Genomic DNA, 20,019 nt, shown 5'->3' with positions numbered 1-20,019 from the left:
ACATCGCCGCTGCCGGCCGGGTCTCGTGAGTGGTAAGGACGGTTAGAACCGTCTCTACCACTCACGAGGCGATTGAAGGACCGATGCAACGGACCGGAGCCTCCGCTACGTCCAGAACACGTGGACCCCAAGAAGCTGCTCGTCGTCCTCTGCGCCCTGATCGGCCTCGCGTGCGGAGCCGGTAGCTCCGCGGCGCGCGAACAACCCGCCGCGAGCAGGCCCACGGTGGTCCAGCCCGCGCCGGTACAGCGGCCCCAGCCTGCTCAGGGCGCGGTCGAGCTGGGGGAGACCGTCGATCTCAAGGCCGGTGAAACGGCCGAGGTCGCGTCGAAGGACGTCAGCATCCGCTTCGCTCGCCTGGTGTCCGACTCCCGCTGCGCCGCGGGAATGGTCTGCGTCTGGGAAGGGGAGGCCGTGATCGAACTGACCCTGGCCGAACCGGGACGCGGAGAGCGGACGACGGCGGAAGTCGCCTCCACCGGACGTGGTGGCGGGCAGTCCGTCGAGTTCGCCGCCTGCCGGGTGGACCTGGTCGCCGTGAGTTCGGGGGGCGACCAGGTCACCCTGCGGGTGTCCAAGGCTTAGGGGAAGTCGGTACCGCCTCACTGAAGGGCGTTGCCCCAGCCGTCGAGGTACGCGACTTCCGACAGCGGTACTCGCGAAGCGGGTTTGAAGTCCGGCACCGTCGTGTAGGCGACCGGCAGCAGCCCGACCTGCGTGACGTCGGCGGGGATGCCGAGGATTTCGGCCGCCTCCGCCTCGTGGGTCAGGTGGTACGTCGTGAGCGTCGAGCCGAGGCCGCGCGACCGCAGCGCCAGCTGGAAGTTCCACACCGCCGGGAAGATCCCGCCGTAGAACGCGGCGTCGGCCGCGTTGTCACCGCTGGGCCTGCCGGTCAGGCACGGGATGACGAACACGGGCACCCGGTCGATCACGTCGATCAGATGCTGCCCCGACGCGAACGCCCGCGCCACCGAGGGCTCGGTGATCGCTTCGCCCAGGGCGGCCGCGTTCGCTTCCAGGTACGCCTTTCCGACTCGCCGGAACAGCTCGGACAGCCGGTCCTTCACTCCCTGATCCCGCACCACGAGCCATCGCCACGCCTGCTGGTTGCCCGGCGTGGGCGCCTGCAACGCGAGCCGCAAGCACTCTTCGAGCACCTCGGGTTCCACCGGCCTGTCCAGGTCGAGCTTGCGGCGGACCGCTCGCGTCGTGCTGAGGAGGTGGTCGGTGACCGAGGTGTCCATGAGCCGCCTTTCAGAGATGTTCCGCGAGGAAGCGGTCGATCAGCTCGCTGATCGGTTCGAGGTCCTCCTCCAGCGCGAAGTGCCCGGTGTCGAAGAGGTGAACTTCCGCCGAGGGAACATCATTCCGGAACGCTTCGGCGCCCGCAGGGACGAAGAACGGGTCGTTGCGCCCCCACACGGCGAGGACTGGCGGCTGGGCTTCGCGCAGCCACGCCTGGAACCGCGGGTACGCGGGCGGGTTGTTCCGGTAGTCCCAGAACAGGTCCAGCATCGCCTCCGCCCGGCCGGGAAGGCCGAGGAAGTACTGGTCCAGCAGGTGGTTCGCGGGATCGATGGTCTCCGGATCGCGGGCGCCGGTGTACTGGTACCGGATCTGCGCCGGTTCGAGGATCTCTTCGAACCCGCGCCGTGCCTCGGTTTCGTCAGTCAGGGAAGGGAAGTCCGGCATCGCCGGGCCGAGCCCTTCGACGTAGGCGTTGCCGTTCTGCGTGATGAGCGCCGTCACCTGGGACGGGCGCGAGACGGCCAGCCGCAGGCCCGTCGGGGCACCGAAATCGAAGACGTAGAGCGCGTAGCGGCGCAGTTCCAGCGCGTCCACGAACTCGCCGACCACTTCCGCGAGCCGGTCGAAGGTGAACGTGAAGCCCTCGGGCGTGACGGTCTGCCCGAATCCGGGCAGGTCCGGCGCGATGAGCCGCCACCGGCCGGCGAGACGCCGCATCAGCCGCACGAACTGGTGCGAAGACGTCGGGAAGCCGTGCAGCAGGAGCAACACGGGAGCTTCGGGGTCGCCTGCTTCGCGATAGAAGACCTCGACGTCGCCGAGTTCGACGGAACGGTGCCGGATGGTCGCCATGAACACTCCCTAATGGTTGAAACTGTCTTGAACCATTAGTACCTGATAGTGTCAAGGCATGCTCGATCTCGACTCGCTGCCCGGTGACGATCTCGCGGTGAACCTCGCCGACACCGTGATGCTGGCCGTCTCACCGTCGGTCGACCTGCTCGACGACGGTCACGCGAAGTTCTGGGCGACACAGGCGCCACTGCTGCCCGAAGGCGCCCGGCCGCCGTCCGCCGAGCGGACGAGGCGGCTGCGTTCAGCGGTGCGTGAGGTACTCGAGGCGGTCGTCGCCGCGCGGGAGCCCGAAGCGTGGGCGGTCGAGCGGGTCAACGCCGCCGCGGCCGCCGTGCCCACCAGCCCGCGGCTGACCGCCGAGGGAGCAAAGAGGTCCTGGCACGGCGAGGACGGCGGCGAGATCGCGCTCGCCGCGGTCGCGGTCGCGGCGATCGACCTCGTGTCCGGGCCGCGTGCCGCTCAGCTGCGGCGATGCGGCGCGCACGATTGCTCGATGCTGTTCGTGGCGGCCAACAGCAGGCGGGTCTGGTGCACGCCGTCGCTGTGCGGCAACCGGGTCCGGGTGGCCCGGCACGCGAAGAAAAGCTAAAGGCGTCGCTCGCCGCGTGTTCGGTGTCCCCAATGTGGCATCAGGGTCGCTGAGCGTCTCCAACGCCACATTGGGGGCGGTGGCTGGGGCACCCAGAAGCTAAAGCTCCAGCAGCATCCGGCTGTTGCCCAAGGTGTTGGGCTTGACGTACGGCAGGTCGAGGAACTCCGCGACGCCCGGGTCTGCCGAGCGCCGCATCTCCTCGTAGACCTCCTGGGTCACCGGGGTGCCGTCGATCTCGACGAACCCGTGACCGGCGAAGAAGTGGGTTTCGAAGGTCAGCACGAACAGCCGCTTCAGCCCGATCTCGCGGGCGAAGTCGATCAGCTGTGCCACGAGCGCGTGCCCGATGCCGCGACCCCGGGAGTCCTTGTCGACCGCGATGGTGCGCAGTTCGGCGATGTCCTCCCACAGCACGTGCAGCGCGCCGCAGCCGAGCACGTCGTCACCGTCTTCGACCACCCAGAACTCCTGGACGCTCTCGTAGAGGGTGACGAGTTCCTTCTCCAGCAGCACCGTCCCGGCGTCGGAATCGACCAGCGCCTTGATCTTGCGGACGTCCGCGATCCGCGCCCGGCGAACGGTGGGGCGGCGGTGGAGGAGGGGGTCTGAGGGCACGCCCACCATTAAGCCATCCCCGGCGTTCGGGCCGGTCGAGGGCTCGCCCGAGCGAGCGATCGCCGACCCCGCGAGCAGGCCAGCTACCCTAAGGCACGTGCCTTCTCCCACCACTGATCCTGTCGCCACCCGTCGCGTTTCCTTGTTGACCCTCGGTTGCGCCCGCAACGAGGTCGATTCCGAGGAACTCGCCGGACGGCTGGCGGCGGGCGGCTGGGAGCTCGCCGCCGAGCCCGAGGACTCCGACGTCGTGGTCGTCAACACCTGCGGCTTCGTCGAGTCCGCCAAGAAGGACTCGGTCGACACGCTGCTCGCGGCGTCCGACACGGGCAAGAAGGTCGTCGCCGTCGGCTGCATGGCCGAGCGCTACGGCAACGAGCTGGCCGAGAGCCTGCCCGAGGCCGACGCGGTCCTGGGTTTCGACCACTACGCCGACCTCGCGGAGCGTCTCGACGACGTCGTGGCCGGCCGCAAGGTCGAGTCCCACACCCCGTCCGACCGCCGCAAGCTCCTGCCGATCAGCCCGGTCCAGCGCCCGACGGCCGCCGAGTCGGTCGAGGTGCCGGGGCACGCGCAGCACGGCTGGGGCCCGCGGGTGCTGCGGACCAGGCTCGACACCTCCCCGGTGGCCGCGCTGAAGATCGCGTCCGGCTGTGACCGGCGTTGCTCGTTCTGCGCGATCCCGTCGTTCCGCGGGTCCTTCGTGTCCCGGCAGCCGGACGAGATCGTCGCCGAGGCGATGTGGCTCGCGGAGAACGGCGTCAAGGAGGTCTTCCTCGTCTCGGAGAACTCCACCTCCTACGGCAAGGACTTCGGCCGTGACGGCGCCCGCGCGCTGGAGCTGCTGGTGCCGCGCCTGGCCGCGGTGCCCGGGATCGAGCGCGTCCGCGTCTCGTACCTGCAGCCCGCCGAGACCCGGCCCGGCCTGGTCAAGGCCATCGCGACCACGCCCGGCGTCGCCGACTACTTCGACCTGTCCTTCCAGCACTCAAGCGAGACCGTGCTGCGCCGCATGCGCCGCTTCGGCTCCACGGACTCCTTCCTCGCGCTGTGCGACCAGATCCGGGAGCACTCGCCCGACGCCGGCATCCGCACCAACGTCATCGTCGGCTTCCCCGGCGAGACCGAAGAGGACCTCGCCGAGCTGGAGCGCTTCCTGACCGGCGCGCGGCTGGACGCGGTGGGTGTCTTCGGGTACTCGGACGAAGACGGCACCGAGGCCGAGACCTTCGACGGCAAACTCGACGAGTCCGTGGTGGCCGAGCGGGTCGCGCGCATCTCCGCGCTGGTCGAGGAGCTGACCTCGCAGCGGGCCGAGGACCGGATCGGCGACTTCGTCGACGTCCTGATCGAGCAGGCCGAGGACGGTGAGGACCCGATCGGCCGCGCCGCGCACCAGGCCCCCGAGGTCGACGGCGAATGTGTCCTGATCGAGACCGAAGACCTGCCGCCGCTGGCGGTGGGTGACTTCGTGCGCTGCGAGGTCGTCGACTCCGAGGGTGTCGACCTGATCGTGCGGCCCGCGCCGCTCGAGGCCGACCGGTGAATGCCGCCCCGAGCGACGCCGGGGCCGGTGAGGGGACGGGCGGTGAGCACGCCCGGGTTCCCGAGGCCACCCCGGTCCCGACACTGAACCTGGCGAACCTGCTGACGATGTCGCGGCTGGTGCTGGTGCCGCTGTTCGTACTGGCGCTGTTCGCCGGTGACGGGGAGGACACGTTCTGGCGCGCGATCGCCACCGCGCTGTTCGCGATCGCGTCGTTCACCGACCAGGTCGACGGCTGGGTCGCGCGCAAGTACGGGCTGATCACCGATTTCGGCAAGATCGCCGACCCGATCGCGGACAAGGCGCTGATCGGCGCCGCGCTGATCGGGCTGAGCGTGCTCGGCGAACTGGGCTGGTGGGTCACCATCGTCATCGCGATCCGCGAGATCGGCGTGACGCTGCTGCGGTTCTGGGTGATCCGGCACGGCGTCATCCCGGCCAGCCGGGGCGGCAAGGCCAAGACGCTCGCCCAGATCGCGGCCATCACCGCGTACCTGCTGCCCCTGCCCGCGTCCGCCGAGCCGGTGCGCTGGGTGCTGATGGGGCTCGCGCTCGTGCTGACCGTCGTGACCGGGCTCGACTACGTCGTGCGCGCGGTGCGGCTGCGCGCCGCCGGGAGGCGTGCCGCGGGCGCATGAAAGCTGAGACCTTGATCACTCACCTGATCGAGCGGGGGGAGACGGTGGCGACGGCCGAGTCGCTGACCGCCGGACTCGTCTGCGCGACGCTGACCGAGGTCCCCGGTTCGAGCGCCGTCGTCCGGGGTGGACTGGTGGTCTACGCCACCGACCTCAAGGCGACGCTGGCCGGGGTCGACGAAGGCCTCCTCACCGCGCATGGCGCCGTTCATCCCGAGGTCGCGGCGCAGTTGGCCGTCGGCGCGAGAGACCGGTGCGGCGCCACGTGGGGACTCGGCCTGACCGGCGTCGCGGGTCCGGACGGGCAGGACGGCGTCGCGCCGGGCACCGTCCACGTCGGTCTCGCGGGCCCGGGGGTGCTCACCGTCCGCACACTGGACTTGAGCGGTGATCGAGCCTCGGTCAGGGCGGGTGCGGTCTCGGGCGCGTTCGCCCTGCTGGGGGAACATCTCGCATGATCGCCGCGTTCGCCCTTGGCGTATTGCCGTGTCAACACCTGCGCCCGGGGCACCGCTCTGGGTAACGTAGGGGGTAGTCAGTCCTGGAAGGGAGGCGCGTGATGACCGTGCTGTTGCGCGAGGCGATCGGCGACCGGCTCCGACACGCCCGCACGAACCAGCGTCGAACGCTGCGGGACATCTCCCGCGCCGCCAGGGTGAGCCTCGGCTACCTTTCCGAGGTCGAGCGCGGGCAGAAGGAGGCGTCCAGCGAGCTGCTGGCGTCCATTTGCGAGGCCCTGGACCTTCCGCTGGGCGAACTCCTGCACAAGGTCGCGGCGGACGTCTCGGCGATGGACAACGTCGAGGTCGCCCCGGTGGACGAGAAGGTCGAAGCGGGCAAGCGGCGCGCTCCGGAGCGGGAAGGCGCCGAAGCGGGCCTCGAAGGCGGCCGTCTGGTGTCCGAGCTGATCGGCAACGACCTGGCCGACCTGCGGATCTCGCCGCCGCCGCGGATGAGTCCCGCACTGCGGACGACGATCTCCGCACCGAAGATGGTCGCCGCCTAGCAAGGCTGTGAACGGGAAAGGCCCCAGGCAGTCCGCCTGGGGCCTTTCCTGTCAGTTCGCGGCGTTGTCGAACGTGCCCGGCTGGTAGGAGCCGCCCTTGGTCTGCGTGATGACGAGCAGCCGGTTGGCGGCGTTGATCATCGCGACCAGGTAGACCAGCGCGGCGATCTGGTCGTCGTCGTAGTGCTTCCGCACCCGGTCCCAGGTCTCGTCGGAAACACCCTGGTGCGCGTCGGCGATCCGGCTGCCTTCCTCGGCGAGGGCCAGCGCGGCCTGCTCTGCCTCGGTGAACACCGTCGACTCGCGCCAGGCGGCGACCAGGTTGACGCGGACCGCGGGTTCGCCGGCGGCCGCCAGGTCCTTGGCGTGCGCGTCGACGCAGAAGCCGCAGCCGTTGAGCTGGCTGGCTCGCAGCGACATCAGCTCCTGAGTCACCGTCGGCAGGGTCGACCCCTTGATGGCCACACTGACGTTCGCGAAGCGCTTGCCGAGCTTCGCGCCGAGCTCGTTGCTGTTCAGATCGAAACGGGAATCCATGGTCTCGTCCTCTTTCGTGGTCGTGTGCTGAACCGGACGACCACCGGATGCCGGCGGCCCGGCCCCGCTGACAGCATCGGAGCGTGACCTGCGCCACGGCATCGACGTGTCAGAAATCGAGGGGACGTGGCGTCTGGTGGGGACACCGTCGCCGAGCACAGGAGCCGTCCATGTCCGACACCGCCACGGAGGCGTTCGTCGCCCACCGGAACCTGCTGTTCACCGTCGCCTACGAGATGCTCGGCTCGGCCGCCGACGCCGAAGACGTCCTCCAGGAGACGTGGCTGCGCTGGTCCGGAGTCGACCTCGGCACCGTGGAGAACCCGCGGGCGTACCTGGTCCGCATCACCACCAGACAGGCGCTGGGCAGGCTGCGCACGCTCGGCCGGCGCAAGGAGTCCTACGTCGGTCCGTGGCTGCCCGAACCCCTGCTCACCAGCCCCGACGTGGCCGACGACGTCGAACTGGCCGACAGCGTCTCGATGGCCATGCTGCTGGTCCTGGAGACCCTCACCCCGACCGAACGAGCGGTGTTCGTGCTGCGCGAGGTGTTCGACGTGCCCTACGGCGAGATCGCCGAAGCCGTCGGCAAGACCCCGGCCGCGGTCCACCAAATCGCCCACCGGGCGCGGGCGCACGTCGCCGCGCGGAGACCGCGTGGTGCCGCGTCGCCCGGCGAGACCAAGGACGTGGTCGACGCGTTCCACCGCGCCGTCCGGACGGGTGACCTGCAAGGACTGCTCGACGTCCTTTCGCCGGAAGTCGTCTTCCTCGGTGACGGCGGCGGAGTGGTGCAAGCCGTGCTGGAGCCCGTGGTCGGGGCAGCCCTGGTCGCGCCGCTGCTGGCCGGTAGCCGCCCGGTCCGCGACGACGCGGCGACGATGCGGACCGCGCAGGTCAACGGGCATCCCGCGCTGATCCTGCGGCTCGGTGACGAGGTCGACACCGTCGTCGCGCTGCGTGTCGAGCACGGCCTCATCACCGGCCTCTACGCGGTGCGGAACCCCGAGAAGTTGTCACGGATGGACCAGGAGACCGCGCTGCGCCGCTGACGCGGGTCGTCTTCACCCACCGTCACCGGACGGTGAACCCGAAAGGTCGTGGACATCACAGTCAGGGGGATCCCTGAATTCCGTCGGGGTCGCCTGGAACGCGGGACGCCGACCTGACACGATGGAACTCAACGCCGGGGTCGGGACGTTGCAACATCACAGAGGGGACGCCCCACCTCGAGGTAACAGCCCGTGGGATGCGAGAAGGCAGGCGGAGGAGATGGCCAACCCGTTCGTGAAGTTCTGGAAGTACATGATGGCGGCGTTCTCGTCGAAGATCGACGAGCACGCCGACCCGAAGGTACAGATCCAGCAGGCCATCGAGGAGGCGCAGCGCAACCACCAGGCGCTGACCCAGCAGGCCGCCTCGGTGATCGGTAACCAGCGTCAGCTGGAGATGAAGCTGAACCGCCAGCTCGGCGACGTGGAGAAGCTGCAGGCTTCGACCCGCCAGGCGCTGGTGCTCGCCGACGAGGCGCGCGCCAAGGGCGACGAGCAGAAGGCGACCGAGTTCGAGAACGCGGCGGAGAGCTTCGCCGCGCAGCTCGTCACCGCCGAGCAGAGCATCGAGGACCTCAAGACCCTGCACGACCAGTCGCTTCAGGCTGCGGAGCAGGCGAAGAAGGCCGTCGAGCGCAACGCGACCATGCTGCAGCAGAAGCTGGCCGAGCGCACCAAGCTGCTCTCGCAGCTGGAGCAGGCGAAGATGCAGGAGCAGGTCTCCGCTTCCCTGAACCAGATGAGCCAGCTGGCCGCGCCGGGCAACACCCCGTCGCTGGAAGACGTTCGCGACAAGATCGAGAAGCGCTACACCACCGCGCTGGGCTCGGCCGAACTCGCACAGAACTCCGTCCAGGGCCGGATGATGGAGGTCCAGGCCTCCACGACGCAGCTCGCGGGGCACTCGCGGCTGGAGCAGATCCGCGCGTCCATGAAGGGTGACTCCGTCGCTCAGGTGACCGACGGCAAGACCGCCGCCGCGCCGAAGGCGTCGAGCTCCGCGGACATCCAGCGTGAGATCCAGGCACGGGTTCAGGCCGAACAGGGCAAGAACCCCGCCTGACACACCACCTAGAGCCGGTCCCGCACCCACGCGGGTGCGGGACCGGTCTCACCTGAAGACAGGGGAGAGGGCAATGGGCCAGGGCAGGCGCAAGGACTTCGGGGAGTTCACCGCCAAGCTTGAGAAGCACATCGAAAAGCTGCCCGACTACGCCCAGCGCGCGCAGGAGAAGCTGCAGCGCTACATCCCGCCCTCCGAGCAGGCTTCTTCGCGGCCCGCTCAGCCGGCGCCACCGCGGCCCCGCCCGCAGGTGCCCGCCATGCCGAAGATCTCGCAGCAGCTGACGTCGATGGCCGCGGGCCAGATCCCGGTCGTCGCCGACGCGAAGGCCAAATGGGCGCGCTGGAACGAACCCGCCGCCAAACTGGAGCGCCGCAAGCGCCGGACTTCGCGGGCGCTGACGTTCTGGATCCTCCTCACCTTCCTTTGTGGACTGTTCGCCGTCGTCGCGGGCACCGGCCTGTTGAAGGACGGCCAAGCCGACGTCCTCCAGGCCATCGCGGGCGGCGCGTTCGCCGTCATCTTCGGCACCTTCGGGGTCAAGTCGGGGCTGCGGCTGCGGATGCTGAACCGCACCGTGCTGCCCGCCGCTCCCGCCACCCCGCCGCCGCTGCCCCCGGCACGGTCCGTCGCGCGTGAGCCGATGGAGCGCCTCGCCGAGAGCGAGGCTTCGCTGGCGGAGCTGCTTCGCCAGCTTTCGCAGCCGACGTCGCTCGGCACCATGCCGGTCTCCGAGATCGCCGTGGCCGACGCCCGGACGACCGCGGCCGAGGCGGCGCAGGCGCTGCGCGGCCTGGCTGGCCGGATCCAGGCCATCGAACGCGGACGTGACGCCGCGCCCGAGCGGGAACGCGGCGCCCTCGACGCCGCCGTCAAGCAACTACGCGAGCAGCTCGACGACGGTCTCGACGGCTACGGCGGTCTCGTCGCGGCCGCCGGGCACACCGTCGCCGCGAGCTCGGACGGCATGACGTCGTCCAAGGAGCAGCTGTCCGACGCGACCGACAAGCTCGCCGGACTGGCCATGGCGCTGCGCGAACTTTCCTGAAGCCGTAACTCGCGTGCTCGGAGGCGGAACTCGCGTGCTTGGAGGCGGATCTCAGGAGATCGCCCTTCAAGCACGCGAGTTCCGCCTCCAAGCACGCGAGTTACGCAATCGGGTAGCGCCTGAGCAGGCGCTTTCCTGGACCATCGTCTCATTCGTCGTCACTAATACTCCATTGCGTAACGACTCGCTCACTGTGTGGTAGCAAAACGCTCGCGTAACCCGAATCCGCTGGTGACGGCGCCCCGCGATGCCTAACGTTTCTTACATGCACGCAGTGCTCTTCCCAGCTCGGGCCTGAACCCAGCCCGCGTGAGCGGGCGTTCCAGGGTGGCGGACCGGACACAGTGGATCTCGCGCAGTGGTCTTTCTCGTCCCCGCCGAGGAAAGGACGCCCAGTGACGACGCTCCCCCCGGAACCAGAACCGACTCCCACTCCTCTTCCCAGCTCCTATCAGCGCGTCATAGCCGCTTACGACCGGATCGCCGAGGTCGACCGGCCCGACGTCTGGATCACCCTCCGCGCGGTGGAAGACGCGCTCGTTGACGCGAAGGCCGTGGACGAACGGCTTCGCGCGGGCGCGGACCTGCCGCTCGCGGGGACACTGGTGGCGGTCGCCGACGTCATCGACGTCGCCGGCCTTCCCACGGCGGGCGAGGACGTCTGCTGTGTCGGCGCCACATCCGTGTCCCGGCTGACCGCGGCCGGAGCGGTCGTGATCGGCAAGACCAACTGCGACCGGTTCGGCAGCGACCTCGAGCACACCCACAGCCCGTACGGCGCCGTGAGCGCCGCGCTCAACACCGACCGGGTCTCCGGGAGCGCGAGCAGCGGCGCGGCCGTCGCCGTCGCGCTCGGCCTCGTGGATCTGGCCGTCGGCACGGACACGGCCGGAGCGGGCCGGGTTCCCGCGTCCCTCAACGGGATCGTCGGCTTGAAGCCGACGCTGGGCCTCGTTCCGAAGACCGGCGCCGCGCCGTGCGGCGGGATCGCCCTGTTCGCCCGCAGCCTCACCTTGGGGCAGCGCGCGCTGGGACAGATGACCGGTCCCGACGGGATCGACCCGCTCGCCCGCGACTGGCCTCCGGACGTCCGGCTGTCCGCGGGCGATCGGCCGCGGGTGGCGATCCCGGGCTCCGACACGCTCACCGGCCTTTCGCTGCAATCCCGGTCCGCCTTCCTCGGCGCGGTTTCGGCGCTGCGGGCGTCCGGCGCCCGGGTGGAGACGGTGGAGGTCTCGGCACTGCTGACGGTGGGCGGCTTGATCCACGACGACGGCTTCACCGCCGACAGGCAGCGCGTCGCCGAGGCCGGGATGCTCGCGCTCCGGATGCTGTCGGAGTACGACGCCCTCGTCCTCCCGACGGTCGCGGACCATCCCTCGGTCTCCGAGGCACTGTCCGATCCGGGCGGGGTCGCGAAACGGCTGGAGCGGTTCACGGCGTTCGTCAACCTGCTCGACCTCGCCGCGGTCACGGTGCCGTCTTCGCCGTCGGATCTGGGGCCGTACGGGGTTTCCGTGGTGGTGCGGCCGTTCGACGACCAGATCGCCATCGACCTCGCCGCCGTGCTCACCGACGAACAGGCCGATTTCCCTTATCCCGCACCGGGCGCGGATCTCGTGGTGTTCGGGGCGCAGCTGCGCGGGCAGCCCCTGAACGGAAGCCTGGTCGCCGCGGGGGCCCGGTTCACCGGACTGGTCCAGACCGGCGAGGGCTACCGGATGCTGTTGCTGCCCACCGATCCGCCCCAGCCTGGGGTGGTGCCGGTGAGCGCCACGGGCGAGCACACGATGCTCTCGGGTGAACGCTGGCGGCTCTCGCCCGCCGCGCTCGGTGCCTTCGCGGCCACGCTGCCCGCCCCGTTCGTCCTGGGCCGGATCCGGCTGGAGAACGGGGAAACGCCCCTGGCGGTCCTCTGCGACCAGGCCGCCGCGGCGACGGCGACGGAGCTGACGAGGTACCAGTGCTGGCGTGCCTACCTGCGGTTCGTCAGTACGGCCGGGCCGCGAGACCTCGGGCGACCCGCTTGACCAGACCGGGACCGTGCAGGGCGAAACCGGTGTAGAGCTGGACCAGTCCGGCGCCGGCGTCGAGCATCCGGGCGGCGGCGCCGGCGTCGAAGATCCCGCCGACGCCGATGATCGGCAGCTTGCCGTCGGTCTCGTCGTGCACGAACCGCACCACCTCGACCGAGCGCGCGGTGAGCGGGCGGCCGGACAGCCCGCCCGCCTGCTCGCCGACGGCGGCCTCCGCCGGGACGATCCCTTCGCGCGACAGCGTCGTGTTGGTCGCGATCAGCCCGGCGACACCGTGTTCGAGGCAGACCTCCAGCAGTTCCGCGAGCGCTTCGTCGGTGAGATCGGGGGCGACCTTCACCAGCACCGGAGTCGGCTTCGCGTCACCGGCGAGCTCGGCCGAGGTCTTCCGCAGCTCGGCGAGCAGCTCGGCCAGCGCGGACTTGTCCTGCAACGCCCGCAGGCCCGGCGTGTTCGGGGAACTGACGTTGATCGCGAAGTAGTCGGCGTACGGGTACAGCGCCCGCAGCGAGAACCGGTAGTCCTCGACGGCCTCGTCGAGCGGGGTCACCTTGGACTTGCCGATACTGACGCCGAGCGGCACTGGCGGTTTCCCGCCCGCGGCGAGGCGAGCGGCGAGCGCCTCCGCTCCCTCGTTGTTGAAGCCCATCCGGTTGATCACCGCGTCGGTCTCGGCGAGGGTGAACAGCCGCGGTTTGTCGTTGCCCGGCTGCGGATGCCGGGTGACCGTGCCGACCTCGACGAAACCGAAGCCGAGCGCGGGCCAGGCGTGCAGGGCCCGGCCGTTCTTGTCCATCCCGGCGGCGAGGCCGACCCGGTTCGGGAAGCGGAGCCCGAGGAAGGTGACCGGATCGTCCGTCCGGTAGACGCGGCCGAGCGCGGCGAGCACGGGGGAGACCCGGCTCAGCCTGGCGAGCATGCCGATGGTGCGTTCGTGCACGGTTTCGGGGTCGCTGCCGGAGACCCGGTAGAGGGCGGGACGGACGATCTTGTCGAAGAGCACGGCCCCATCATGCCTGGTGAGCTCTAGCGGCTCGCCTTCCACTCGTCTTCGAGCATCGCGAAGACGAGTTCGTCACACCACTCGCCCTTCACGATCTCGTTCTCCCGCAGATGCGCTTCCTTCTTCATGCCGAGACGGTCCATCAGCGCGGCGGACGCGGTGTTGCGCCCGTCACAGCGGCCGATGATCCGGTGCAGGCCGAGATCCTCGAACCCGAGCCGCAGCACCTCGACGGCGGCCTCCGCGGCGAGCCCCTTCCCGTGGTGATCGGGATGGAAGACGAACCCGATCTCGCCCTGGCGGCGCTCGCTGCTGAGGTATTCGAGGTTCAGGTCGCCGATCAGCTGTCCGGTCTCGGTCAGTTCCGCGGCCACCGCGAGGAACTGGCCTTCCTGCGACAGGGTGCCGCTGTGCACCCGTTTGGCGAGCGCGGCGGCGGATTCGGCCCGGCTGCGCGGGCCCCAGTAGAGGTAGCGGGCGACGTCGGCGCGGGACTGGAAGGAGTTGAGTTCGTCGAGATCCGCCGGAGTGAAGGCGCGGAGGGTCAGGCGCTGGGTGATGATCGGGAAATCGGGCCTCAGCATGGCGTCAGGCTATCCAGTCGGCTGGGTTCCTGGGGGCGGAACTGCGGCGGACGGTCCTTCGGAGCGGCGGGCGGCACACCCCGGAAGCAGGGGTACCCCCGAGGCGCCTCCCGGACGCCGGAATCGGCGGCCGGGCCCGAGCCGGACCGGTGCTCGGGAACCTCGAGGGCCCGGTGACTGCCTGGTATTCGCTATCAGGCACCACGCGAAGCAGAGACGACGAGCCGAAGGTGGCTCCAACTTGCGTTGTATCGCTGCTCAAAAGTCCTACGCGTGCGGTCCGCTAGCGGACAGCCACCTCACGAGTCCTGTTGGAATACAACTTTGGACCACCTCCTCTCTCGTGTACCGCCAAACTATGCGAGGAGTTCGGGGTCCTGCAACAAGATTTCTTCGATCTCCGCCGTCAGGGCCGTCTTGTCCGCCGACGGCAGAAAAGCCGCTTCCACGGCATTCTTCGCGAGCAGGGCGATTTCGGCCGCCGTCAGCCGCAGGGTTTCGGCCACCGCCACGTACTCGCCGTCGAGGGTGGCCCCGAACATCGGCGGGTCGTCGGTGTTGAGCGTGACCAGCACGCCGTGATCGAGCAGCCGTCGCACGGGATGCGCCGCGATCGACGCGCATTGCCCGGTCCGCACGTTCGACGTGGGGCAGACCTCCAACGGGATCCGTTGCACGGCAAGGTATTCCAGTAACGCCGGATCGGTGTGCGCGCCGACGCCGTGCCCGATCCGCTCGGCGCCGAGATCGTGCACCGCCGACCAGACGGTGGCGGGCCCGGTGGTCTCGCCCGCGTGCGGGACGCTGTGCAGCCCAGCCTCCCTGGCCGCGGTGAAGAAGGGGGCGAACTGTGCACGGCCGACACCGACCTCCGGGCCGCCGAGCCCGAAGGACACCAGGCCTTCGGGACGTTCGCGGAGCGCGAACACCACCGTCTCCCGGCCGGCGACGATCCCTTTCTCGCCGGGAATGTCGAAGCACCAGGCCAGTTCCACGCCGTGGTCCGCCCGTGCCGCCGCCCGCCCGGTCGCGAGACCGGTGAGGAGATCGTCCGACGGCATCCCGTCGAGGACGTGGTTGTACGGCGTCACGGTCACTTCCGCGTAGCGCGCGTTCTGCGCGGCCAGATCCGCCGCCAGCCCGGTGACGAGGGTGTGGATGTCGCGGGCGTCGCGTACCAGCGACGTCACCGCCAGGTAGTTGCGGAGGAAATGCGGGAAATCGCGGAAGGTGAAGAACTCGGCGAGCTCCGACGGCTCCGTCGGCACACCCGCGGACGGGCGGCGGCGGGCCAGTTCCAGCACCGTGGGCAGGCTCGCCGAACCGACGAGGTGGACGTGGAGTTCGACCTTGGGCAGGGCGTGCACGAACGCGCGCAGCGCCGTGCCCGTGAGGATTCCGGGCATGACAAAGCTCCCTGGGATGAAGAAGTGAAGGGTGACGTGCGGAGGGAGCGGGTGGCTCAGGGAGCGAGGTCGCCGCGTTCGGTGTCGGCCCCGTAGAGCGGGAGCTTGAACAGCGTCACCAGGCCAGTTTAGCCGCTCGGAGCGGGTCCGGACTGGCATTTCGGGCAGAACCAGGTCGGCCTCGCCTGGTGTCCGGCACCCTGGGGAGCGACCTCGAGCCTGCCGCCGCAGCGGAAGCAGCCCTGTTTGGTCCGTTCGTAGACCCAGTGTTCACGGCCGCGGCGCAGATCGCCGGTGGTGGTCTGCGACGTGCGCCAGGCGTTGGTCTTCAGCAGCTTGCGTCCGAGCGCGACGGCCTTCGCGGTGTCCACTTCGGACACCGGTGTCCATGGTGTGACGCCGAGCAGGAAGCACATCTCGACCTTGTACATGTTCCCGATCCCCGCCATGATCCGCTGATCCAGCAGGGCGTCGCCGAGTTCGCGATCCGGGTCCGCGCCCAGCGCGGCCGCCGCCCGCTGCGCGAGTTCGTCCGTCCACCGTGGATCGAGCAGATCCGGGCCGAGGTGCCCGACCAGGCGGTCTTCTTCGTCCGTGGGCACGAGTTCGAGGTCGTGCACGCGGAAGCCGATCGCCTGCAGATCCTCGGTGGCGAGGATGACCCGCGCCTGATGGGCCGGATTGCGCCAGCGCGCGCCGGCCCGGTAGACGTCCCACTTGCCGTCCATGCGCAGGTGGCTGTGGAGGGTGAGGTCGCCGGAGAACCGCGTCAGCAGATGCTTGCCGACCGTGCCGACACCGAGCACGTCACGTCCGGCGAGATCCGTCGTGGCCAGCCGGGGGACCCTGAACTCGCCTCGCAGCAGGGTCTTCCCGGCGAGCGCCTTGTCGAGGACCTTGCCGGCGAGGAAGACGGTGTCGCCTTCGGGCATCGGACGTCAGCCCGTGCCGGTGTCGCTCAGCTTGGCGGGGGCTTCGGTGGTCTCGGGCTCTTCGTCGCCGCGGACGCGATGCCGTCCGGCCCGGCTCGAACGCAGGACCTTCGCGAGCACCATGTTGAAGGTGAGGGCGATCTCCTGCGCGCCGGGGGAGTGCCACTCGTGGATCGGGCTGCACGCGCCCTGCGCCTGCTGTACCGCGAGCCGGTCCGGGATGGCCGTCGGCATCACCAGCGGGCCGAAGTTCTCCCGCAGCTCGGCCACGCGGAACTGGTGCTCGTAGGAGCGCACGCGGAGCTTGTTGACCACGACGCCGATCGGCCGCAGCCCCGGGTTCTGCTCTTCGCGGATCTTCTCGATCGCGTCGAGCGCGCGGCGCGCGCCGGAGACGGCGTACATCGTCGGCTCGGTGACGATCAGGGCGCTGTCCGCGGCCACCAGCGCGGAGCGGGTCAGCCTGCCGAGTGACGGCGGGCAGTCGAGGATCACCAGCTCGTAGGGTTCCTCGCGCAGCGGGTTCGTGTGCAGCTCGTCGAGCGCGCGGGAGAGGTTCTCCAAGCGGCGGCTGTCGGCGTCCGGTTCGTTGAGCATCTCCAGCTCTTCGGCGCCGACGAGAACGTCGATCTGGTCGCTCCACACGCTGGGCGCGATCGCGCGTTCGAGCACCGAGCGCACCGGCGTCTCCAGGACATCGGCCAGCGTGCGATCGGTGAAGGGCGGGTCCAGCGAGGTGGTGGCGTTGCCTTGCGGGTCGAGGTCGGCCACGAGAGTCCGGGCGCCCCTACGCAGCGCGGCGGACGCGACACCGAGGGCGACCGTCGTTTTACCGACGCCACCCTTCAGGCTGAGAACAGCGACCGTGTGCACTCGATACAGCCTACGGGCAGCCGGCGGGGTGGCTCCTTGGCAAGGTGTCGAACACCGCATCGGACTACACCCGGCGGCGCCCGGAAGGCGGGCATTACCCTGTGCGTTTATGAAGACGGACACCGTGGCCACGCGGGGATCGGGGGCGGTTCGCCGGGTTCTCGAAGCAGAACTCCGGGCCGCACGGGCGCGAGGCGCACAACAGCCGCACGTCGTCGACGTCGGCGGCGGCAGCGGCGGCTGGGCGGTGCCGCTGGCCTCGGCGGGCTGCCTGGTGACCGTGGTCGAGCCGAACCCCAACGCGCTGGCGACCCTGCGCCGCCGCGCCGAGGAAGAGGGCGTCTCCGGCAGCATCACGGTGATCGCCGACGACTCCGACGCGCTCGGCGCCCACGTCGCGGCGGGCTCGGCCGACCTCGTGCTCGCGCACGGGCTGCTCGAAGTCGTCGACGACCCGGCGCTCGTGCTCGCCGCGCTGGCCGCCGCGGTCAAACCCGGCGGGGCGGTCTCGGTGCTGGTGGCGAACCGGCACGCCGCGATCCTGCAGCGCGCGCTGGCCGGACGGCTCGGTGAGGCGCGGGAACTCCTCGCGTCCGGCAGCGGCGTCCTCGGTGGCGGCCGGGAGACCGTGCTGCGGCGCTTCGACGCGGAGGCCCTTCGCGCGCAGCTGATCGCGGTGGGGCTCGAGGTGACCTCGTTGCAGGGCGACGGTGTCGTGGCGGACTTCGTGCCCGGTGGGGTGCGGGAAGAGGATCTGGCGGAGTTCGAGCTGGCGGCGGCGTCTGTTCCGCCGCTGCGGGACATCGCCAGCAGGCTGCACGTCCTGGCCCACCGTCCCTGACCCTCACGAGACTGTCGGTGGTCCGGGCTAGTTTCTGCCCGTGGGACGAAACGCTGAACTGCCCGGCGGGATGGCCCGCTACCGCGTGACGACCGGGGCCACCACCTGGCCCGACGACACCGGCTGCGGCCTGCTGCACGTCGACATGGACGCCTTCTTCGTGTCCTGCGAGCTGCGCACGCGCCCGGAGCTGGCGGGCAAGCCGGTGGTCGTGTCCGGTGGGGGGCCGAGGTCCGTCGTCGCGGCGGCGAGCTACGCGGCACGCGAGTTCGGCGTCCGGTCGGCCATGCCGTTCTCGACGGCCAAGCGGCTCTGCCCGCAGCTGATCTGCATCACGCCGACGCCGGGGCTCTACGGCGAGGTGTCCAAGGGCGTCATGGAGGTCTTCCGCGAGCTGACGCCGCTGGTGGAGCCGTTGAGTCTGGACGAGGCGTTCCTGGACGTCAGCGGGGCGCTCAAGCGGCTGGACTCCTCGCCCGCGCGGCTCGGCGCCTGGATCCGGGAGCGGGTGGCCGCCGACTTCGGCATCAGTTGCTCGGTCGGCGTCGCGAAGGTCAAGTTCGTCGCCAAGCTGGCGTCCGGGATGGCGAAACCGGACGGCATGGTCGTCGTGCCGTCGGCCGAGACGCTCGCGTTCCTGCGCCCGCTGCCCGTGTCGGCGCTGTGGGGCGTCGGCAAGCGCACCGAGGAGCAGCTGCGGCAGCAGGGGCTCGACACCATCGCCGACGTCGCAGCCGCTCCGCTGTCCAGGCTGAGGCGGTCGCTCGGGCGGGCGCTGGGGGAGCATCTGTACGCGCTCGCGAACGGGCACGACGAGCGCGAGGTGGTCCCGGAGTCGCCGGACAAGTCGATCGGTGCCGAAGTGACCTTCGACGTGGATCTCCACGACCGCGCGGCGCTCGGGCTGGAACTCCTCCGGCTGTCGGAACGCGTCGCCGCCACCCTGCGCCGCCGGGGGCTGCGCGGGCGGACGGTGTCGATCAAGGTCCGGTTCGCGGACTTCAAGACGATCACCCGGGCCAGGACAACCGCCGTCGGAGTGGATGTGGCCCGCGACATCCACCGCACCGCCGTCGAACTCCTCACCGAGCACGCGCCGACGGGCGCAGTCCGCCTGATCGGGGTAAGAGTCGAAGGGTTGGACACGGAGAGTGATGGAGAGCAGCTGCTTTTCGAGTCACCCGAACCCCGTTGGCGGGATGCGGAAGTCGCCGCCGACGTCGCGAGGTCGAAGTTCGGCGCCGCCGCGGTGCGGCCCGCGTCACTGCTGACCCCCCGTGACCAGTGACATCGCCTGCTCCGCCGCCTCCGAGAGGGGCGAGCCGGGTGGTTTCGGCCAATTCGATCCCTTCTGGATACGGGATCGGGTAGTCGGACGAGCGCGGGGCTCGTATCCTGGACAGAGACACCCCGCCTGGGGTTGTCTGTTGGGTCCATGACGTTGCGCGGCCCGGCGCCCGCGACAGCTGTGCCGGAGGAGGAAAGATGCCACTCTCCGAGCATGAGCAGCGGCTGCTCGATCAGATCGAGCGCGAGCTCTATGCCGAGGACCCCAAGTTCGCATCCACGGTGCGAGGCACCCGGTTGCGCCGCCCCGCCCGCCGACGGCGTTTGCAGGGCATCGCCCTGTTCGTAGTGGGCGTCGCACTGTTGGTGCTCGGCGTGGTGGTCAACATCCGGGTCGCCGAGATCCCCGTGATCAGCGTGCTCGGGTTCCTCGTGATGTTCTTCGGAGTCATGATGGCCGTCACATCGATTCGGCAAGGAGCCGAAACGGAAGGCGGCAAGGACAGCGGTGGCCCGGGGGCCGGCGGAGGTGGCGGCAAGGCGTCCCCGCGCCGGAGCTCGTTCACCCAGCGCATGGAAGAGCGCTTCCGCCAGCGCTTCGAGGAGCAATAGCTCCCACACACGCGAACATGCCGGCAGGGCGATGCCTTGTCGGCATGTTCGCGTTGTCATGCCCCAGTGCGCTGGCCCCACCGGAAGGTTCGGGGGCGCCGGTACCGCGTGGGTCGGGGTGGTCGTGAGTGGCGTTTCGGGTTAGAACCCGAAACGCCACCCCCGACCACCCCGGCCCACCCCTTCCCCCAGAGCCCCCCCCTCCCGGAGCCCCCCCCCCCCCCCCCCCACGCACAGGAAAA

General features: G+C 70.1%; 22 protein-coding genes. 13 read left to right on the top strand and 9 right to left on the bottom strand.

Annotated elements, in window-relative coordinates; genetic code table 11:
• Nucleotides 1-120 precede the first annotated feature (120 nt).
• A complete protein-coding gene (locus AC069H_RS40855; protein WP_340683957.1) occupies nt 121-585 on the top strand; it encodes a hypothetical protein in 465 nt (154 codons plus the stop codon).
• Nucleotides 586-602: 17 nt separating this feature from the next.
• Here AC069H_RS40855 and AC069H_RS40850 read toward each other — a convergent pair whose 3' ends face one another.
• Nucleotides 603-1,247 (bottom strand): nitroreductase family protein, encoded by a 645-nt coding sequence (locus tag AC069H_RS40850; RefSeq protein ID WP_478227306.1) that lies wholly within the window; start codon nt 1,245-1,247, stop codon nt 603-605.
• 10 nt (nt 1,248-1,257) lie between these two features.
• Nucleotides 1,258-2,103: an alpha/beta fold hydrolase gene (locus tag AC069H_RS40845; RefSeq protein WP_478227305.1), complete on the bottom strand. Its 846-nt coding sequence runs from the start codon at nt 2,101-2,103 to the stop codon at nt 1,258-1,260.
• A gap of 58 nt (nt 2,104-2,161) precedes the next feature.
• Here AC069H_RS40845 and AC069H_RS40840 point away from each other — a divergent pair, with 58 nt between their 5' ends.
• A complete protein-coding gene (locus AC069H_RS40840; RefSeq protein WP_478235905.1) occupies nt 2,162-2,695 on the top strand; it encodes a CGNR zinc finger domain-containing protein in 534 nt (177 codons plus the stop codon).
• Between the two features lie 99 nt (nt 2,696-2,794).
• On the opposite strand, the gene AC069H_RS40835 is transcribed toward AC069H_RS40840, so the two are convergent.
• A complete protein-coding gene (locus AC069H_RS40835; RefSeq protein ID WP_340683953.1) occupies nt 2,795-3,322 on the bottom strand; it encodes an amino-acid N-acetyltransferase in 528 nt (175 codons plus the stop codon).
• Nucleotides 3,323-3,410: 88 nt separating this feature from the next.
• On the opposite strand from AC069H_RS40835, the gene rimO reads away from it, so the two are divergent.
• The 4 genes from rimO to AC069H_RS40815 all read left to right on the top strand — a co-directional run bounded on the left by rimO (nt 3,411) and on the right by AC069H_RS40815 (nt 6,503).
• A complete protein-coding gene (rimO, locus tag AC069H_RS40830; protein ID WP_478235904.1) occupies nt 3,411-4,859 on the top strand; it encodes a 30S ribosomal protein S12 methylthiotransferase RimO in 1,449 nt (482 codons plus the stop codon).
• Nucleotides 4,856-5,497 (top strand): CDP-diacylglycerol--glycerol-3-phosphate 3-phosphatidyltransferase, encoded by a 642-nt coding sequence (pgsA, locus tag AC069H_RS40825; RefSeq protein WP_340683951.1) that lies wholly within the window; start codon nt 4,856-4,858, stop codon nt 5,495-5,497. The genes rimO and pgsA overlap by 4 nt, the downstream gene beginning before the upstream one ends.
• Nucleotides 5,494-5,955 (top strand): CinA family protein, encoded by a 462-nt coding sequence (locus AC069H_RS40820; RefSeq protein ID WP_478235903.1) that lies wholly within the window; start codon nt 5,494-5,496, stop codon nt 5,953-5,955. Before pgsA ends, AC069H_RS40820 begins: the two co-directional genes overlap by 4 nt.
• 101 nt (nt 5,956-6,056) lie before the next feature.
• Nucleotides 6,057-6,503 carry a helix-turn-helix domain-containing protein gene (locus AC069H_RS40815; protein ID WP_199745438.1) on the top strand — a complete coding sequence of 149 codons (447 nt, stop codon included), beginning with the start codon at nt 6,057-6,059 and terminating at the stop codon, nt 6,501-6,503.
• Between the two features lie 51 nt (nt 6,504-6,554).
• Here AC069H_RS40815 and AC069H_RS40810 read toward each other — a convergent pair whose 3' ends face one another.
• Nucleotides 6,555-7,040 (bottom strand): carboxymuconolactone decarboxylase family protein, encoded by a 486-nt coding sequence (locus AC069H_RS40810; protein WP_478227301.1) that lies wholly within the window; start codon nt 7,038-7,040, stop codon nt 6,555-6,557.
• A 170-nt stretch (nt 7,041-7,210) separates the two neighbouring features.
• Between AC069H_RS40810 and AC069H_RS40805 the strand changes: the two genes are divergently transcribed.
• The 4 genes from AC069H_RS40805 (at nt 7,211) to AC069H_RS40790 (ending at nt 12,233) form a co-directional block, all read left to right on the top strand.
• Complete coding sequence (locus tag AC069H_RS40805) at nt 7,211-8,092, top strand: RNA polymerase sigma-70 factor (RefSeq protein ID WP_478235902.1); 882 nt, start codon at nt 7,211-7,213, stop codon at nt 8,090-8,092.
• A 220-nt stretch (nt 8,093-8,312) separates the two neighbouring features.
• Entirely contained in the window at nt 8,313-9,155 is an 843-nt protein-coding gene (locus tag AC069H_RS40800) for a PspA/IM30 family protein (RefSeq protein WP_007029352.1), read from the top strand.
• Nucleotides 9,156-9,228: 73 nt separating this feature from the next.
• Entirely contained in the window at nt 9,229-10,203 is a 975-nt protein-coding gene (pspM, locus tag AC069H_RS40795; protein ID WP_478235901.1) for a phage shock envelope stress response protein PspM, read from the top strand.
• A gap of 395 nt (nt 10,204-10,598) precedes the next feature.
• Nucleotides 10,599-12,233: an amidase family protein gene (locus AC069H_RS40790; RefSeq protein ID WP_478235900.1), complete on the top strand. Its 1,635-nt coding sequence runs from the start codon at nt 10,599-10,601 to the stop codon at nt 12,231-12,233.
• Here the strand turns inward: AC069H_RS40790 and AC069H_RS40785 are convergent.
• The 5 genes from AC069H_RS40785 to AC069H_RS40765 all read right to left on the bottom strand — a co-directional run bounded on the left by AC069H_RS40785 (nt 12,193) and on the right by AC069H_RS40765 (nt 17,037).
• Nucleotides 12,193-13,242, bottom strand: a complete 1,050-nt coding sequence (locus AC069H_RS40785) for a quinone-dependent dihydroorotate dehydrogenase (protein WP_478235899.1) — start codon at nt 13,240-13,242, stop codon at nt 12,193-12,195. The genes AC069H_RS40790 and AC069H_RS40785 overlap by 41 nt on opposite strands.
• A 23-nt stretch (nt 13,243-13,265) precedes the next feature.
• A complete protein-coding gene (locus AC069H_RS40780; RefSeq protein WP_478227296.1) occupies nt 13,266-13,826 on the bottom strand; it encodes a GNAT family N-acetyltransferase in 561 nt (186 codons plus the stop codon).
• Between the two features lie 356 nt (nt 13,827-14,182).
• A complete protein-coding gene (add, locus tag AC069H_RS40775) occupies nt 14,183-15,232 on the bottom strand; it encodes an adenosine deaminase (protein WP_478235898.1) in 1,050 nt (349 codons plus the stop codon).
• Between the two features lie 128 nt (nt 15,233-15,360).
• The gene (locus AC069H_RS40770; RefSeq protein ID WP_478235897.1) at nt 15,361-16,164 is read right to left on the bottom strand and encodes a DNA-formamidopyrimidine glycosylase family protein; all 804 of its coding nucleotides are present in this window, start codon (nt 16,162-16,164) and stop codon (nt 15,361-15,363) included.
• A 6-nt stretch (nt 16,165-16,170) separates the two neighbouring features.
• Entirely contained in the window at nt 16,171-17,037 is an 867-nt protein-coding gene (locus tag AC069H_RS40765; RefSeq protein ID WP_340683940.1) for a ParA family protein, read from the bottom strand.
• 109 nt (nt 17,038-17,146) lie between these two features.
• On the opposite strand from AC069H_RS40765, the gene AC069H_RS40760 reads away from it, so the two are divergent.
• From AC069H_RS40760 to AC069H_RS40750, 3 genes are all read left to right on the top strand, one after another.
• Complete coding sequence (locus AC069H_RS40760; RefSeq protein WP_478227293.1) at nt 17,147-17,878, top strand: methyltransferase domain-containing protein; 732 nt, start codon at nt 17,147-17,149, stop codon at nt 17,876-17,878.
• A 70-nt stretch (nt 17,879-17,948) separates the two neighbouring features.
• Nucleotides 17,949-19,166 (top strand): DNA polymerase IV, encoded by a 1,218-nt coding sequence (gene dinB / locus AC069H_RS40755; RefSeq protein WP_478235927.1) that lies wholly within the window; start codon nt 17,949-17,951, stop codon nt 19,164-19,166.
• A gap of 197 nt (nt 19,167-19,363) precedes the next feature.
• Nucleotides 19,364-19,777 carry a DUF3040 domain-containing protein gene (locus AC069H_RS40750; RefSeq protein WP_125675808.1) on the top strand — a complete coding sequence of 138 codons (414 nt, stop codon included), beginning with the start codon at nt 19,364-19,366 and terminating at the stop codon, nt 19,775-19,777.
• Nucleotides 19,778-20,019: the final 242 nt, after the last annotated feature.

It is taken from the genome of Amycolatopsis sp. NPDC043887 (assembly GCF_056435665.1).
The sequence above is the reverse complement of the archived record's forward strand: the minus strand, read 5'-3'. Positions and strand labels throughout refer to the sequence as shown.